This window comes from Micromonospora sp. MP36, assembly GCF_008119785.1.
In the GTDB taxonomy this organism is placed as follows: domain Bacteria; phylum Actinomycetota; class Actinomycetes; order Mycobacteriales; family Micromonosporaceae; genus Micromonospora.
Genome location: NZ_VSFA01000017.1, coordinates 86022 through 99499 on the forward strand (window position 1 = coordinate 86022; position 13478 = coordinate 99499).

15 protein-coding genes are annotated in these 13478 nt (G+C 73.1%); 9 read left to right on the forward strand and 6 right to left on the reverse strand.

All coding sequences use genetic code 11. The features are described from left to right. Positions 1 to 55: 55 nt before the first annotated feature. Together FXF52_RS15760 and FXF52_RS15765 are read right to left on the reverse strand one after the other, a co-directional pair. On the reverse strand, positions 56 to 730 hold the full coding sequence (locus FXF52_RS15760; protein ID WP_148797645.1) for a peptidoglycan recognition family protein: 675 nt from the start codon (positions 728 to 730) through the stop codon (positions 56 to 58). Between the two features lie 118 nt (positions 731 to 848). Next, a complete protein-coding gene (locus FXF52_RS15765) occupies positions 849 to 1595 on the reverse strand; it encodes a lysozyme (RefSeq protein ID WP_148797646.1) in 747 nt (248 codons plus the stop codon). 283 nt (positions 1596 to 1878) lie between these two features. On the opposite strand from FXF52_RS15765, the gene FXF52_RS15770 reads away from it, so the two are divergent. The 4 genes from FXF52_RS15770 (at position 1879) to FXF52_RS15785 (ending at position 7479) form a co-directional block, all read left to right on the forward strand. After that, complete coding sequence (locus tag FXF52_RS15770) at positions 1879 to 2229, forward strand: YciI family protein (protein ID WP_148797647.1); 351 nt, start codon at positions 1879 to 1881, stop codon at positions 2227 to 2229. 3 nt (positions 2230 to 2232) lie between these two features. Continuing rightward, on the forward strand, positions 2233 to 3447 hold the full coding sequence (locus tag FXF52_RS15775) for an RNA polymerase sigma factor (RefSeq protein WP_148797648.1): 1215 nt from the start codon (positions 2233 to 2235) through the stop codon (positions 3445 to 3447). Between the two features lie 105 nt (positions 3448 to 3552). Then, positions 3553 to 6639: an NACHT domain-containing protein gene (locus FXF52_RS15780; RefSeq protein ID WP_148797649.1), complete on the forward strand. Its 3087-nt coding sequence runs from the start codon at positions 3553 to 3555 to the stop codon at positions 6637 to 6639. A gap of 144 nt (positions 6640 to 6783) precedes the next feature. Further along, positions 6784 to 7479 carry a glyoxalase/bleomycin resistance/extradiol dioxygenase family protein gene (locus tag FXF52_RS15785; RefSeq protein ID WP_148797650.1) on the forward strand — a complete coding sequence of 232 codons (696 nt, stop codon included), beginning with the start codon at positions 6784 to 6786 and terminating at the stop codon, positions 7477 to 7479. A gap of 53 nt (positions 7480 to 7532) precedes the next feature. Here FXF52_RS15785 and FXF52_RS15790 read toward each other — a convergent pair whose 3' ends face one another. The 3 genes from FXF52_RS15790 to FXF52_RS43085 all read right to left on the reverse strand — a co-directional run bounded on the left by FXF52_RS15790 (position 7533) and on the right by FXF52_RS43085 (position 9247). Next, on the reverse strand, positions 7533 to 8558 hold the full coding sequence (locus FXF52_RS15790; RefSeq protein ID WP_148797651.1) for a hypothetical protein: 1026 nt from the start codon (positions 8556 to 8558) through the stop codon (positions 7533 to 7535). Between the two features lie 120 nt (positions 8559 to 8678). Then, on the reverse strand, positions 8679 to 8975 hold the full coding sequence (locus tag FXF52_RS15795) for a hypothetical protein (protein WP_370517992.1): 297 nt from the start codon (positions 8973 to 8975) through the stop codon (positions 8679 to 8681). After that, entirely contained in the window at positions 8969 to 9247 is a 279-nt protein-coding gene (locus FXF52_RS43085; protein ID WP_255472010.1) for a DivIVA domain-containing protein, read from the reverse strand. The genes FXF52_RS15795 and FXF52_RS43085 overlap by 7 nt, the downstream gene beginning before the upstream one ends. A 314-nt stretch (positions 9248 to 9561) precedes the next feature. Between FXF52_RS43085 and FXF52_RS15805 the strand changes: the two genes are divergently transcribed. The 4 genes from FXF52_RS15805 (at position 9562) to FXF52_RS15820 (ending at position 11828) form a co-directional block, all read left to right on the forward strand. Then, positions 9562 to 9801 (forward strand): winged helix-turn-helix domain-containing protein, encoded by a 240-nt coding sequence (locus FXF52_RS15805; protein WP_148797653.1) that lies wholly within the window; start codon positions 9562 to 9564, stop codon positions 9799 to 9801. Positions 9802 to 10040: 239 nt separating this feature from the next. Further along, positions 10041 to 10610 (forward strand): restriction endonuclease, encoded by a 570-nt coding sequence (locus tag FXF52_RS15810; RefSeq protein WP_187413519.1) that lies wholly within the window; start codon positions 10041 to 10043, stop codon positions 10608 to 10610. 281 nt (positions 10611 to 10891) lie between these two features. After that, the gene (locus tag FXF52_RS15815; RefSeq protein WP_370517993.1) at positions 10892 to 11293 is read left to right on the forward strand and encodes a ribonuclease domain-containing protein; all 402 of its coding nucleotides are present in this window, start codon (positions 10892 to 10894) and stop codon (positions 11291 to 11293) included. 67 nt (positions 11294 to 11360) lie between these two features. Further along, complete coding sequence (locus FXF52_RS15820) at positions 11361 to 11828, forward strand: barstar family protein (protein WP_148797656.1); 468 nt, start codon at positions 11361 to 11363, stop codon at positions 11826 to 11828. A 213-nt stretch (positions 11829 to 12041) separates the two neighbouring features. Here the strand turns inward: FXF52_RS15820 and FXF52_RS15825 are convergent, their stop codons facing one another. Further along, the gene (locus FXF52_RS15825) at positions 12042 to 12812 is read right to left on the reverse strand and encodes an HD domain-containing protein (RefSeq protein ID WP_148797668.1); all 771 of its coding nucleotides are present in this window, start codon (positions 12810 to 12812) and stop codon (positions 12042 to 12044) included. Between the two features lie 125 nt (positions 12813 to 12937). Between FXF52_RS15825 and FXF52_RS15830 the strand changes: the two genes are divergently transcribed. Then, a partial coding sequence (locus tag FXF52_RS15830) for a DedA family protein (protein ID WP_148797657.1) occupies positions 12938 to 13478 on the forward strand: 541 nt, incomplete at its 3' end.

A 13478-nucleotide genomic window follows, 5' to 3' on the forward strand; every position in this document is an offset into this window, starting at 1 on the left:
CGTCCACACGGCTAACCTAGGATCACCGACGATTCCTAATCAAGTTGGTCAGCCTTCAGCCACCTAGCCGGGCGGCGACTGCGCTGCGCAGCTCGGGCAGCCGGTCGTGCAGCAGGCCAGGGCACTGGGTGTTGTTGAAGTCCTTGTGCCCGTAGATCTCGCTGGACGGGATGCCGTACTGCTGGCAGGTGAATGCGCAGAACCACACCAGGCTGTCCCATTGCGCCTGTGGCGGCTGCACGTCGAGGTAGGTGCCGTCGTTCTCGATGCCGATGGCCTGGCTGTTCTGTCCGACGCAGTGCGCGCCCTGCACCATGGTCTGCCCGTGCAGCAGCGCGTACAGGCTGCCGTGCCGGCCCTCGGTGAGAAAGCCGCCGCGGCTGTTGGTGAAATGCTGCCCGGAGTCGAGCCAGCCGTTGGTGTCCATGTGCAGGTTCTGGATGTCGCGCGAGTTTTGGTAGGCGTAGGCGAGGCTGTAGTCGGTGGTGTTCGGGAACGCCGTGTGATGAATGATGATCTTGTTGGGGCGGCTCTGCACCACGGTCACGTTGGACGAGGGCGGGCGGGCGCCCCAGGTCGCGCAGTTGGCGATCACCGGCTGGTCGACCCGGGTGGCGACGGCCCGCGCGCCGCGATCGCCGCCGAACTGGGTGAACGCCGTGGCGCCGGCCGCGGCGCCGAGCAGGACCGCGCCGCGCAGCACGGCCCGCCGGGGGACGGGGACGGACATCGGGGCCTCCCAGGGGTACGGACGCGGCCGGTGGCGGGCGGCTGCTCCGGGTCGCGGCGTGGCGTCGGACGCGCCGAGCCGAGTAGCCGGAAGGGGGCGGCCCGCCACCGGACGCCGGTCAGCAGGGTCCGTTGCAGGCCAGCACCTTGAGCCGGTCCAGGGTGCCGTTCCAGACGTTCTGGTCACCGGGGAAGACGCCGGAGGAGGCCCACTGCCAGAACGAGTACGTCCCCCAGCCGGCCGGCAGGGTGCCGACGCTGCTGGAGTAGCGCGCGATCCAGAGCGGGTTGTTGGCGGCGAACTGCGAGGTGTTGCCGGTGCAGGTGGTCCACCAGTCGGTGGTGGTGTAGATGGTGGCCCACCGGCCCGTGCGGGCGTAGTACTGGTTGACGAACGAGGCGATCCAGCTGCGCATCGAGGCCTGGCTCAGCCCGTAGCAGGTCGCGCCGTACGGGTTGTACTCGATGTCCAGCGCGCCCGGCAGCGTCTTGCCGTCCTTGGACCAGCCGCCGCCGTGGTCCACGAAGTAGTTGGCCTGGGTGGCGCCGCTCGTGGTGTCCGGCCGGGCGAAGTGGTACGAGCCGCGGATCATCCCGACGTTGTACGAGCCGTTGTACTGCTGGGCGAAGTACGGGTTGGTGTAGTAGGTGCCCTCGGTCGCCTTCACGTACGCGAACCGGGCGCCGTTGTTCCAGGCGGCGGACCAGTTCACGTTGCCCTGGTAGCTGGAGACGTCCATGCCGGGCAGGCCGGCGGGCGCGGCGCTGGCGGGCGTCGCGCCGAGGAGGGCCGAGGCGGCGAGGGTGACGGTGGCGAGCGCGGCCGTGGCGGCCGTACGCAGCGCCGTTCGCAGGGGACGGTTCATCTTTCCTCCCGGGGGGTCTGCCGCTGGTGGCGGCGGGAGTTGGGTGAAAGGAACTGTCAGTATTACGGCACACGCTGGAGACAAATTTCAATAGATGTATGGAAGATCATCTTTCGGATTTGTCGCGCCGCACGTCCCGGGGCGTCCGGGCCGAGGACGTCAGCGGGAAACGCAGTGCCGCACGAGAAACACCTCGGCCGGCGTGTCGATCCCGGCGCCGCCCGTTCGTGTGGAGGGTGAAGGGGCCGGCATCGGGTCGGCCCGGACGGGCGAGGAGGAGCACATGAAGCAGTACCTGATCAGCATGTACCAGCCGGCCGGTGCGGGGCTGCCGGACCCCGAGTTCCTGGCCGACGTGATGCGCAAGGTCGACGCCATCCACGACGAACTGGTCGAGGCCGGGTCCTGGGTCTTCGGCAACGGCCTGCACGCCCCGGAGACCGCCACGGTGCTGCGCCCGAAGGGGGACGAGGTGCTGATCACCGACGGGCCGTACGTGGAGGGCAAGGAGTACCTGGGCGGGTTCACCATCATCACCGCCCCCGACCTGGACGCCGCCCTGGAATGGGGCCGCCGGTACGCCCTGGCGACCACCCTGCCGATCGAGGTGCGCCCGTTCCAGGGCGAGGTCTGACGCGTGCCTGACCCGACCGACGTCGAGCGGGTCTTCCGCGCGGAGTACGGCCGCGCGGTCGCCGTCCTGGTCCGGCTCCTCGGCGACATCGACCTCGCCGAGGAGGCGGTCCAGGAGGCGTTCACCACGGCGGTCGACCGCTGGGCCAGGCAAGGGCCGCCGCCCAGCCCGGCCGGCTGGATCATCACCACCGCGCGGAACCGGGCCATCGATCGGCTGCGCCGCGAGGCGTCCCGCGCCGACCGGCACGCGCAGGCCGCCCTTCTGTACGCCCCCGACGCGCCGGCCGAGGAGGGACCCGTGGGCGACGACCGGCTCCGCCTGATCTTCACCTGCTGCCACCCGGCGCTGGGCACCGCCGCCCGGGTCGCGCTGACCCTGCGGCTGCTCGGCGGGCTGAGCACCGCCGAGATCGCCGGAGCCTTCCTGGTGCCCGAGCCGACCATGGCGCAACGCCTGGTCCGGGCCAAGGCCAAGATCCGGGACGCCCGGATCCCGTACCGGGTGCCACGCGACGCCGACCTGCCGGACCGGCTGCGGGCCGTGCTGGCCGTCGTCTACCTGATCTTCAACGAGGGGCACACGGCCAGCTCGGGGGAGCGGCTGGTCCGGGACGAGCTGTGTGCCGAGGCGATCCGGCTGGGCCGGCTGCTCGAAGAGCTGATGCCTGACGAACCGGAGGTGCTCGGGCTGCTGGCGTTGCTGCTGCTCACCGAGGCGCGGCGGGCCGCGCGTACCGGGCCGGACGGCGACCTGGTGCCGCTGGGCGAGCAGGACCGGGGCTGCTGGGACCGGACACTGATCGTCGAGGGGCAGGCCCTCGTGCGGCGCTGCCTGCGGCGGGACCGGCCCGGCCCGTACCAGATCCAGGCGGCGATCAACGCCGTGCACAGTGACGCGCCGACGGCGGCCGACACCGACTGGGCCCAGATCCTCGCCCTGTACGACCAGCTCGTGCGGCACGCCCCCGGGCCGGTGGTGGCGCTGAACCGGGCGGTGGCGCTGGCCGAGGTGGCCGGCCCGGCCGTCGCGCTGGCCCAGGTGGACGGCCTGGAGCTGGCCGGCTACCACGTCTTCCACGCGGTCCGCGCCGACCTGCTGCGCCGGCTCGGCCGCGCGGGTGAGGCGGTCGCGGCGTACGACGCGGCGATCGCCCGGACCGACAACCACGCCGAGCGGGTCCACCTGCGGCGCGCCCGGGACCGGCTGGGCGGGTGAGCAGGGCCACGCCGGTTCCGGCCGTCCGCTGGTCACGGCCCCGGCCGCCCGGACCGGCGGGCGGGCGGGGCTGCGTCGGGAATCCCCAGCCCGCAGAATCGTCCGGTGCGGCGCGGCGTGTGGAAGTGGAGTCTCGTCACCGTCGTGACCCTGCTGGGCGCCGGCGGCACCGCCTGGGTCTGGCTCCGGTACGACTTCGAGAAGGTCAACTGGCTCTGGGGCGTGGTGGCCGGGGTCATCGCGGTCTATGTGGTGGTGGACCAGCTCTTCGCCGACCGGGAGGTGGCCCCGCCGACGGCCTGGGCGCACCGGCGGGCCGCCGCCGACGAACTCGCCGAGCTGATCCGGCGGGAGCCCACCGACCAGGGCCTGCTGCGCGCGATCGACGAGCCGTACCCGCTGCCGGTGGCCTGGCGCACCGCCCCGGACCGGCTGCTGCCGTCCTGGCGGTCGATCGGCCGGTCCGCCGAGGCCGGACCCATCGACCTCGCCGGGCGGGACGGGGCGCTGTGGGAGTGCTACCGGGCCGTCCCCTCCGGCCGCCTGCTGGTGCTGGGACCGCCCGGATCCGGCAAGTCGATCATCGCGTTGCGGCTGGTCCGCGAGTTCGCCGCCCGGCGCGACCCGGAGGTCCCGGTCCCGGTGCTCCTGCCCGTGGATTCCTGGGATCCGGGCGCGGAAGGGTTCCACGACTGGCTGGTCGACCGGATCACCCGGCGGTACCCGTCCCTGGCCGCGGGGCATCCGCGCCGGGCGGCGGTGGTGCGTGACCTGCTGGTGGCCGACCTGGTGGTGCCGGTGCTGGACGGCCTGGACGAGCTGCCCGACGACCGGCTGAGCGCGTGCCTGGCGGAACTCAACGAGCTGCCGACCCAACGGTTCGTGCTGACCTGCCGCTCCGCCGTCTACGAGAAGTACCTCATCCAGGGGGAGCGGCTGCGGGCGACCGCGGTGGTGACCCTCGCGCCGCTGACCGCCGCGCAGGTCGGTCGGTACCTGCGCGACGCCGCACCGCTGCACCAGGTGACGAACTGGTCCACGGTGGCCGACCGGCTCGACGCCGACGCCGAGCTGGCCGCGGCGCTGTCCACCCCGTTGCTGGTGGCCCTGGCCCGGACCGCGTTCGACCAGCCCGGCACCGACCCGCGCGACCTGCTCCCGCTGGCCGCCGAGCGGGGCCGCCGCTCGGTGGAGGACGAGGTGCTGTCCCGCGCGGTCGACGCGGCCCTGCGGTCGCGGCGCGGCGGGCAGGGCCTGCGCCGGTGGGAACCGGACCGGTCCCGTGACTACCTCACCCAGTTGGCCAGCCACCTGGAGTCACTGGACACCCGGGAGTTCCGCTGGTGGCAGCTCGCCGTCGCGCTCCCGCGTCCGTTCTGGGTCGCCTTCGACGGGCTGCGGGCCGCTCTCGCGGCGTGGATCGCCCTCTCGCCGGTCCGGGACGCGCTCGGCGCCCTCGCCGCCGTGACCGGTCACGCCCAGGTTCGCGACCTGCTGCACGGCGTCGCCGCCCAGCCGGCCGTGCTGGTGCTCTTGGCGGCCCTGGCCGCGGCCCTCCGGTCGGCGCTGCGCGACGACCCGCAGCACGGCGTGCCGCCGGTACGGCCGGTCTTCACCGGCGGGCTCCGGGCTCTCCTCGAGGGGCTGGTCGGCGGACTGGTCGGCGGTGCCTTGTGGGGCGTGCTGACCTGGCCGCTGTTCGTGGCGATCGGGCCGCCGCCCCGGCTCGTCCCGCTGCTCGGCACCGTGCCCGCCCTGGCGCACTGGTCGGTGCCGACGCAGTGCGCCGTGGCCGTGGGCGCCGGCTGGTGCGTGTTCACCGTCGTCCGCTCCGCGCTGCGGGTCGACCTGTCCGCTCCGGCGGCGGAGCTGAGCGCGCTCAGCCCGGCGGGGACGCTGCGGGCGGATCGCGCTGCGACGCTCGCCGCCCTGCCGCTGACCGCCGCCCGCGCCGTGGCGCTGTGGTTCGCCGGCCTCGCCGCTCTCTGGCTGGCCGGCCTGTCCGATTTCCCGCAGCCGGTGGCACAGGTGTACGCGGGCCTCGGCCTGGGTCTGGGCTGGTGGCTGTACCGGCGGGGCGGTGGTGCCTGGTTCCGCTTCGGCGTGGCCCGGTTCGTGCTCGCCGCGCGCAATCAGCTCCCGTACCCCCTGCTGGCGTTCCTCGACCACGTCGAGGCGGTCGGTCTGCTCCGGCGCGGCGCTGGTGCCTACCGGTTTCGGCACGGCCGGCTGCAGGCCCGGCTGGCCGCCGGCTCGGTGGCCGGCCGGCGCGGCAGCCGGCTGCGCGAGGAGTTCGCCGTCGAACTCGCCGGGGCCGGCTACTGGCCGGAGGCGTTCCGGATGCTGGCCGCCGTCGCCGGCACCCGGGCGGCCAACGTCGGGCTCGACGACGATCGGACCGCGGTGGCCCTGCGCCGGGCGGTCCTGGTCGGGGCGGCGGCCGGGCACTGGAGCGAGCTGGCCGACCTGCTCGCCCAGCTCCCGGCGCCGCCGTCGCCCGGGGACGCGGCGGCGCCCACCCCGGTGGTCGAGCAGCGGCGGCTGCTCGCCGATCTGGTCGGCCGGGACGCCCCGGTCCGTGACCTGCTCGCCGCCGCCGACGAACTGGCCGCGCGGGAGGAACGCAGCGGGCGGCGCGACCCGGCCACCGTCGAGCTACAGGCGGTGCTCCGGTACGCCGCCGGTGACGTCGCGGCGGCGCGGGAGGCGTGCGAACGGTTGGTCGCCTCCGTGCGGTCCGCCGACGTCGACGCCCAGTGGTCCGCCCCGCTGGCCGCCGGGCTGCTGGCCGGGCTGGTCGTCACCGACGGCCGCCCGACCGAGGCGGTGGCGATCTGCCGGTACGACCTGGCCCTCGCCGACGTGCTGCCTGCCGGGACGGACCTGCTTCCGCTGGTGGAGACCTGGCGGTGGTCGGTGGCGGTGCTGCGTCGGGTCACCGACGAGGCGGCCGAGACGCTGCGGCGGATCCGCCTCGCGGCTCACGCCGAGCGGGAGCGCGGCAACCGGCCGGTGCTGACCCGCCGGGAGTTCGCCGAGATCGGCCTGCAGGGCTGCCACCGGGCCATCGGGCATCCGATGTTCGGGCCGCTGGCGCTCGGGGCGGCGTACCGGCTCGTCACGGTGCTCCAGGCCCCGGACATCGTGGCGCTCACCCTGCACCGCCCGGCACCCATGTGGCACGACGCCTGACGGTCCGCCCGACTGCGGTTTCCCGGAGACGGGGGTGGAGTGATCGGGCGGGCTCCTCGGCCTTGACAGGCCGGCGAAACCAGTCGCGCAAATACCGGATTTTCAGAACGTGATTTGGAGTTCCGCTACCGGTACAGTGACGCGGTGCGAAACGGTGTGCAGGCCCAGGTGCCGGTGCTGTACGTCGCGGACGCCGACGCCGCGCGACGGTTCTACGAGGTCTTCGGCTACTCCGAGCTGCGCACCGGGGGCGACGGCGAGTCCCGCTGGTCCTATCTGCAGTGCGGGGAGCTGACCCTGCTGCTGGCCGCCGTCACGCCGCGCCTGGTCACCGTCGAGTTGCCCCTGCTCATCTACCTCTACGTCGACGACCTCACCGCCACGATCGACCGGCTGACCGCCGCCGGCTACCCCGTCGAGCGGGCCGGGTACCCGGACCACGCCCCGGGCGGCGAGTGCCGCACCACCGACCCGGACGGCAACGTCGTCGTGTTCGGACAGCGGCGGGCCGTACCCGAGCAGGCCCGCAGCCCGGAAGCGGACAAGGAGGCCCGGTTCTCCCTGATCCGCGAGGCCGCCGAGCGGGTCAGCCGGCATGGCAGCGCGCCGGCCCGCTGCCAGATCGGCGGTCCACGCGGCGAGGCGTGCCCGGAGCCGGCCGAGGTGAAGCTGGCCGACTCGTGGGGCGACACGGTGTGGGGCTGCCTGGCCCACGCCGACGAGACGCTGCTCAACGCCCGCGGTGCGTTCCTGGCCACCGAGGACGGGCAGGGGCTGGGCGCGTACCTGCGCACCCGGCAGCCCCCGTCACCCCCCATCGCTCGGGCGGCGAACCCCTAGTCGTGCCGGTCATGAGGTCGCCGCGGTCCAGGCGGCGCCACACCGACCGCTGGTCAACCTCCGGGTGCCCGGCCCGTCTCCGAGGCCGGGTCGCCGTGCGGTGACGGCTTCTCGCTCGCCGGGTCGGATGCCGGTTGCGGCTCGGGACCGGGGTGCGGTCGGGACGCCGAGGGCTGCTGCGGAAAGAGTTCGAGCAGCATGGACTGGTCGACGGACGACTCCTTGCCTTTGCGTTTCCGGCGCAGTTCCTCCGCACGCCGCTCAGCGGCCTTCCCCTTCGCCTTGCTCTCCCGGCGATAGCGCGTGTACTCCTCACGCACCGCGTCCGGCATGTCCGCGGTTGGCGGCCGGGCGGCGAGATCGTCCAGGATCCGCATCCAGCGCCGGTGGAGTTCCTCGGCCTGCTCCATCCGCTGCTGCTCCAGGTCGCGCTCGCGCTCCTGGGCGATGCGCCGGTCCGCGTACGGCTGCAGGATCCTGCGGACCCGCTCGTCGAGTTCCACCAACACCTCGGGCTCGCACTCGAAGGCCTCGCCGCCATGCTGGTACGGCCACGGCAACTTGTCGTCGCCCGCGAATGCCGCCTGCACCGCGGTCTCCACCTTTCGGGCGTGTTGTGGCGGGACGTCACGGGCACAGCCGCTGGCGATCCGCCGCAGCCGCTCCATCGCCTTGGGCTGGAAGTAGTCGATGTACCAGTCGAATGACTCGGGGTGTGTGGTCGTACAGGACCAGGTGAACGTGGCGCGGATGACAAAGCCGTACACCTGGTCCTGCGACAACACCAGCAGGGGCGGTAGGACCCGCTGGTCGACGAGCTTCACGGTCGGCCGCGGCTCTTCTCGCCACTGCAGCTCCGCCAGCCGGGGCCGGATCGTCGTCTTCCACAGCTCCTTCGACCTGGTCTGCACGGTGTCGCGGACGCGCTGCGTGCGATCGAGCCAGCGTCGCCGCCGGTCCTCGGAGGTCTTTTCAGTGCTTGGTGTCCGGCTGGGCGCGCTGGCTCCGGGGGCCTTCTCGTCGGCGCCGGGGCTGTCGTCAGTGCCAGGCGCGTCGTCGGCGTCGGACGTCTCGGTCATCGCACCATCCCCCCCGTCGGAGCGGCCATCCGTCCTGAGCCGTCGCCGGCTGTGCCGCTGGCGCTGGCCGACGTCGGGTGAGGGGTGTACGAGGTCACCTTGATGACCCGCCGTTCCACGCTAACAAGGCGGGGACGCAGCCGACAGCAGCCGCGCGGGCCTACGACTCACATCCCGGCTCGGCGGGGTGCTGGTGGCGGGGCGGAGGCCGGCGAGTTGGACGTAGATTTCCCGCTTGGCGGTCGCATAGCCGCGCCGGTTGATGACGTAGCCGGTCAGCCAGACCCAGCCGGCATACGTGGGTCGGTCGCAGACCGAGACGACGCGGAAGGTCAGGGCGCGGTCGCCGGCGAACTGCACCGAGGCGCGACCGTCGATCCGGAGCAGATCCCCTGGTTCCGGGCGCACGGCTACCAAGGGCCCTCGTTCGGCGGCCGGCACTCCCGGGCGTGCATGGTCTGCCAGTCGCGCAGCGCCCGCTTGAGCCGCTCGTTCTCCTCGCTGAGCAGGCGTACCTGCCGGTGCAGGTCGGCCAGTTCGTCGGCGACTTCGGCCTGGAACTCGCGTACCTGATCGGGGTCGACGCCCCGGCGGCGCGGGTCGAACGTGCGGGTCCGCACCTCGTGCGGGGTCAACCGTGCCGGGTAACCGGTGCCGTAGAGCTGGCCGGATCGATACACCTGGGCCACGACGATCCTTTCCAGGGCAGGCGGGAGCGCGGCGGGTCCGTGCGGTGGGTGTGGAAGGGCGGGCCGTCCGCACGCCGGCCGCGGGCGGCCCGCCCGCTCCGCCGCCGCAGCTCTGGTCAGCGGTACGGCGGCGGAGCAGTCCGGTGGGTCGGGACGGGGCATGCGCACCCGCCCCGACCAGGGGGATGAGCCGTACCCGTTGCCACGCGAGAAAGCGGCTCGGCACCAACATATCTAGACATGTCAGATGAGTCAACGCTGCTTGTTAGGCTCGTCGCGGTGTGATCGAATCGGATTGCCACGCGAGGAGTGCCATGCGAGAAGTGCCGGACTACTGGCGCATCGCCGACGATGTGATCGCCGACGTCAGATCCAACAAGCTGAAGCCGGGGGACAAGTTGCCCTCGATCGCTGAGTTGCGCGATCGCTACGACGTCAGCCATGGCACGGTGCAGATGGCCTACGCCCGGCTGGAGGCGTTGCGGGTCATCCGGCGCCAGCAGGGCAAGGGTGTCTTCGTCACCGACCCGAAGACCTGGATGCGCGAACCCTGACAGTCCAGTGGCGGCGTGACGGATTGCTGACAGTAGCGACGGCGGGACCGTGGAGTGTCGGACCCGGGCGGGAGACTGACCTCCCGCCGCCGGAGGTGTCCATGCCCTACGTCAGGTCGCACACCAGAAGGAACGGCGCCCGGGTCCGGGCGCACTACCGGAAGCGGCGCCGGGCCGGATCCGCGTCGACTGCTCGTCGGCGTCGTGGATCCCGACGGTCGGGCATCGATCTGGGGATTGTGCTGGCCGTCCTGGGGGCGGCGGCGCTCGTGGTCCTGGTTGTTGACTTCGTTGGCCGGCACCCGTACTGGTCGGCGTTCCTCGTTGGCCTGACCTTCGCGGTCGCGGTGGTGGTCGCGCTGTTCGTGTCCCGCGAGCGTCGCCGCCAGCGGGCGGTGCACGCCGAGCGGGACCGGCTGATCGCGGTGACCGACGCGATGAGCGGCGCGGAGTTCGAGCAGTGGTTCGCCCGCCTCCTCATCGTCTCCGGCTTCCGGCAGGTACGCGTGTGCGGCGGCTCGGGCGACCGGGGCGCGGACGTCACGGCTATCGCCCCGGACGGCCGGCGGGTGGTGGTGCAGTGCAAGCGGCAGAGCGCCGGCAACCGGGTCGGAAGCGCGGCGATCCAACGTTTTGCGGGTACCTGCCGGGAGATCCACCACGGCGAACTCTGCATGATCGTCACCAACGGCTTCTTCACCAACGGGGACGGTGTCCACCTGGCTCGCCGGCTCGACATCACGCTGGTCGACCGGAGTTCGCTGGAGCTGTGGGCCTGGACCGGCCGCCCGCCCCGCGCCCTGGCCTGAAGGGCCGGCACCCGCTGGTTCGGTGCCGGCGCGCTCGGCGCGACCCGGATCGTCTGCTGACACCACCGCGGGCAGGGATGACCCTCCAGGTCCCCAGCCCGCGATCATCCATCGTTCATCGAGGATTGTGGAACGGTTTTCACCCGGGGCCTGTACGTCGAGAAGGATCCTCGCCAGACTGGGCGCGATCGGGGAAACGAACTCGATCGATGCCTAGTCGCCTCAGGACAGGGAGGATCCCCTTGACTCCGCTCGGTTCCGCCGCCGCCCGCGTACGCCGGATGTTCGGCGCATTCGCTCTGCTCACGGCCATGGTCGCCACCGCGCTCGTCGGCCCGTCGGTGCTCTCGCCCACCCTCGCCGACCCCGCCCAGGCAGCCGTCTACAGCTCCTGCACGATGACCCGCTGCGCGGACGCCCGCACCGCGCGTTCCGGCTGGTCGGCCAAGGGCTTCCCGGCCAGCCGTGGCTGGTACTCGTGGAGCGGCGGCCAGTGCAACTTCGCCGGCGGCCAGTTCTACAACCGCGAGGGGCAGCTCCCCACCAACGCCACCTACTACGAATACGACGTCTACCCGCGCGCCTGCGGCGCCTCGCGGGACGCGTACCGGATCGTGGTCAACAAGAGCACCGGCGTGACCTGGTTCTCGCCCGACCACTACGCCAACTTCTACCGGCTCTGACCAGGACGTCGCGGGTCGGGTCGAGTGCCGACCCGACCCGGCCCGCGGGACCGTGCAGGAGGTACGGATGACGGCAGCGCACCCGCCGGCCTGGCTCGCGTTCGATGCGGGACCGGACGCCGGGCCTGCCGGGCCGGACGTCGAGCCCGTCGGACTGAACGCCGAGCATGCCCGGGTCGTCCTTGCCGGGGCGGACGCCCGTACCCGGGCGGGGCTCTTCGACGCGCTGGCCACGGCCTTGCCCCTGCCGGACTACTTCGGAGGCAACTGGGACGCGCTCGCCGACGTGCTGGCCGACCGGCTCGACACCGGCCCGCTGGCGCTGGTCGTCCGCGACGCGGGGGAGCTGCTGGTCGAGGAGCCGCCCGCGCAGCTCGCCACCCTGCTCGACGTGCTCGGCCAGGTCGCCGTCGGCGGGCGCGCCCCGCTGCGGGTGGTGCTGCGCGAGCACCCGGACCGGCTGCCCGCGCTCCGGCACCGGATCGCCACCGCCCTCGCCAGCACCACGACCGGCCCGCCGCCGGACCCCCGCTGACCGACCCACCACCACGTCACGCGCCGCCGCCGAACTGGGCACGGAGGACGCCGGGGAGAAGCGCGGCCGCACCGGCCCCGGCCCAGCGAGGCCCCCGTTTCACGGAACGAGTGGCCTCTGCGCGCGAAATGAGGGCTTTCCATGAAGTTGTGCGGATCTTGGGGCACGGGGCACGGGGCACGGGGCACGGGCGTGCGGCGCGGCGGGTGGTGGTCAGTTGGCGTGGTCGAGGATGGCGCTGAAGCGTTCCTCGGCCAGGTCGAGCTGGGCGAAGATGTGCTGCTTGACCGGCGCGGACAGCGGCGTGTCCGGCCGGGCGATGAGGTCCCGGAACACCGGCACCAGGGGCCGGTACTTGGCGGCCGACCGGGCCACCTTCGGGCCCACCGTGTGGATCACGCCCACTCCGTTGTCGGTGAAGTCCGACACCTTGATCACCCGGGCCCAGGGTTCCCGGTCCAGGCTCGCCGCGACGTGTTCCCGGTACTGGACGTGCCGGTCGCGCCCCGGGTCGTACACAGGGTTGGTGACCGCGCCGACCAGGCGGGCGACGCGCGGGCCGAACCGGTCGGCGAGCGTGGCCAGCGCCGCCGCCGTCGGGTCGCCGGCGTCGGCTCCCGGTCGCTGCGCGGCGGTAGGCGCGCCGAGTTGGAGTTGTCGCAGGTCCAGGCCGGCCAGCTCCGCCGGGTGGTCCTCCACGGCGTCGTGCAGCAGGCCCGCGACGATCACGTCCACGTCGCGTACCTGGTAGTGGTGCATCATCCGGATCACCACTCGCAGCAGGTGGTTGAGGTACGGCTCGCGGACCCGCCGGTCGTCGCGGTGCAGGTCGGCGGCGAGGTCCAGGGCCTCGGTCAGCCGCTTCTGCGCGGCGTCGTCGAACGCGCGGATCTCCAGCCGGAACCGCGCCAGCAGGCCCGGCTCGCCGTGGATCTCGGTGATCGCGTGCATCGGCATGGTGGCCAGGTACGCGGGGAACTCCATGGTCCACTTATAGCTGATCTTCGCTGCTGCCGTGGGCGCGTGGTCGGCCACCCGACGGCCGGCGCCTGCCGTCGAAAAGCCGGTTGACCCGGCGTACGGCCGGAGCGGCGGGCGACAATCGGCGGATGGACCGGCTGCTGAACCTGCTGGTGGCGCTGCCGCCCGCGCTGGTCCTGGCGTTGGTCTTCCTGCTGCCGGCGCTGGAGGCGTCCACCTTTCTCGGGCTGGTCGTACCGGGTGAGATCGCCGTGCTGGTCGGTGGCGTGCTCGCCCACGAGGGACGGCTACCGCTCTGGGCGGTGATCGTGGCCGCGATCGCCGGGGCGGCCGTCGGTGACCAGGTCGGCTACCTGGTCGGCCGCCGCTACGGCCAGCGGCTGCTGGACCGGGCACCCCGGCGGCTCGTCCGCTCCGGCGAGCTGCAACGGGGGCTGGACCTGCTGCGCCGCCGGGGCGCCCTCGCGGTGGTGCTCGGCCGGTGGGCGGCGGCGCTACGCGCACTGGTGCCCGGGCTGGCCGGGACGAGCCACATGCCGCACCGGGCGTTCACCGTGGCGAACATCGCCGGCGGCGCGCTCTGGGCGGTGACCGTGGCCGTGCTCGGCTATCTGGCCGGCGCGTCGTTCCGGCTGCTGGAACGGCGGCTCGGCTGGGGCGGCGAGGCGG

Coding starts and splice junctions, on each gene's coding strand:
- FXF52_RS15760 (WP_148797645.1), bottom strand. CDS start 730: ATGTCCGTCCCCGTCCCCCGGCGGGCCGTGCTGCGCGGCGCGGTCCTG.
- FXF52_RS15765 (WP_148797646.1), bottom strand. CDS start 1,595: ATGAACCGTCCCCTGCGAACGGCGCTGCGTACGGCCGCCACGGCCGCG.
- FXF52_RS15770 (WP_148797647.1), top strand. CDS start 1,879: ATGAAGCAGTACCTGATCAGCATGTACCAGCCGGCCGGTGCGGGGCTG.
- FXF52_RS15790 (WP_148797651.1), bottom strand. CDS start 8,558: ATGACCGAGACGTCCGACGCCGACGACGCGCCTGGCACTGACGACAGC.
- FXF52_RS15805 (WP_148797653.1), top strand. CDS start 9,562: ATGCGAGAAGTGCCGGACTACTGGCGCATCGCCGACGATGTGATCGCC.
- FXF52_RS15815 (WP_370517993.1), top strand. CDS start 10,892: ATGTTCGGCGCATTCGCTCTGCTCACGGCCATGGTCGCCACCGCGCTC.
- FXF52_RS15820 (WP_148797656.1), top strand. CDS start 11,361: ATGACGGCAGCGCACCCGCCGGCCTGGCTCGCGTTCGATGCGGGACCG.
- FXF52_RS15825 (WP_148797668.1), bottom strand. CDS start 12,812: ATGGAGTTCCCCGCGTACCTGGCCACCATGCCGATGCACGCGATCACC.